General features: G+C 90.2%; 1 pseudogene. It reads right to left on the bottom strand.

From position 1 onward, the window contains the following. Positions 1-326, bottom strand: a pseudogene (locus AAHZ94_RS35215) (hypothetical protein); the annotation flags it as partial.

Below are 326 nucleotides of genomic sequence, written 5' to 3'. Positions count from 1 at the left end.
CCCCCCCCCCCCCCCCCCGCGGGGGGGGGGCCCCCCGCGCCCGGGCGGGCGCGCGCGTACCCGGGCGAAGCGGGGCGGGGCACGTGGCGCAGGTGACGTGCCCCGGCGGCGTGGCGTACGGCGCCCTCGCGCGCGCAGGCGCGGGCGTACCCGGGCTCGTACTCCTGCCGCTTCTGCTGCCGGTACCCGCCGGTGCGGGCCGGCCGGGAACGCCGACGCCCCCCCGCGGGGGGGCGCGCGGGGGGGGGGGGCGGGCGGGGCCCGGCGGGGGGCGGGGGGGGGGGGGGGGCGGGCGGGGCGGGGCGGGGCCCCGGGGGGGGGGGGGG

Origin of the sequence: Streptomyces sp. HSW2009 (genome assembly GCF_040240285.1) — a bacterium.
Lineage (GTDB): Bacteria > Actinomycetota > Actinomycetes > Streptomycetales > Streptomycetaceae > Streptomyces.
This window is presented reverse-complemented; position numbering and strand designations above follow the sequence as displayed.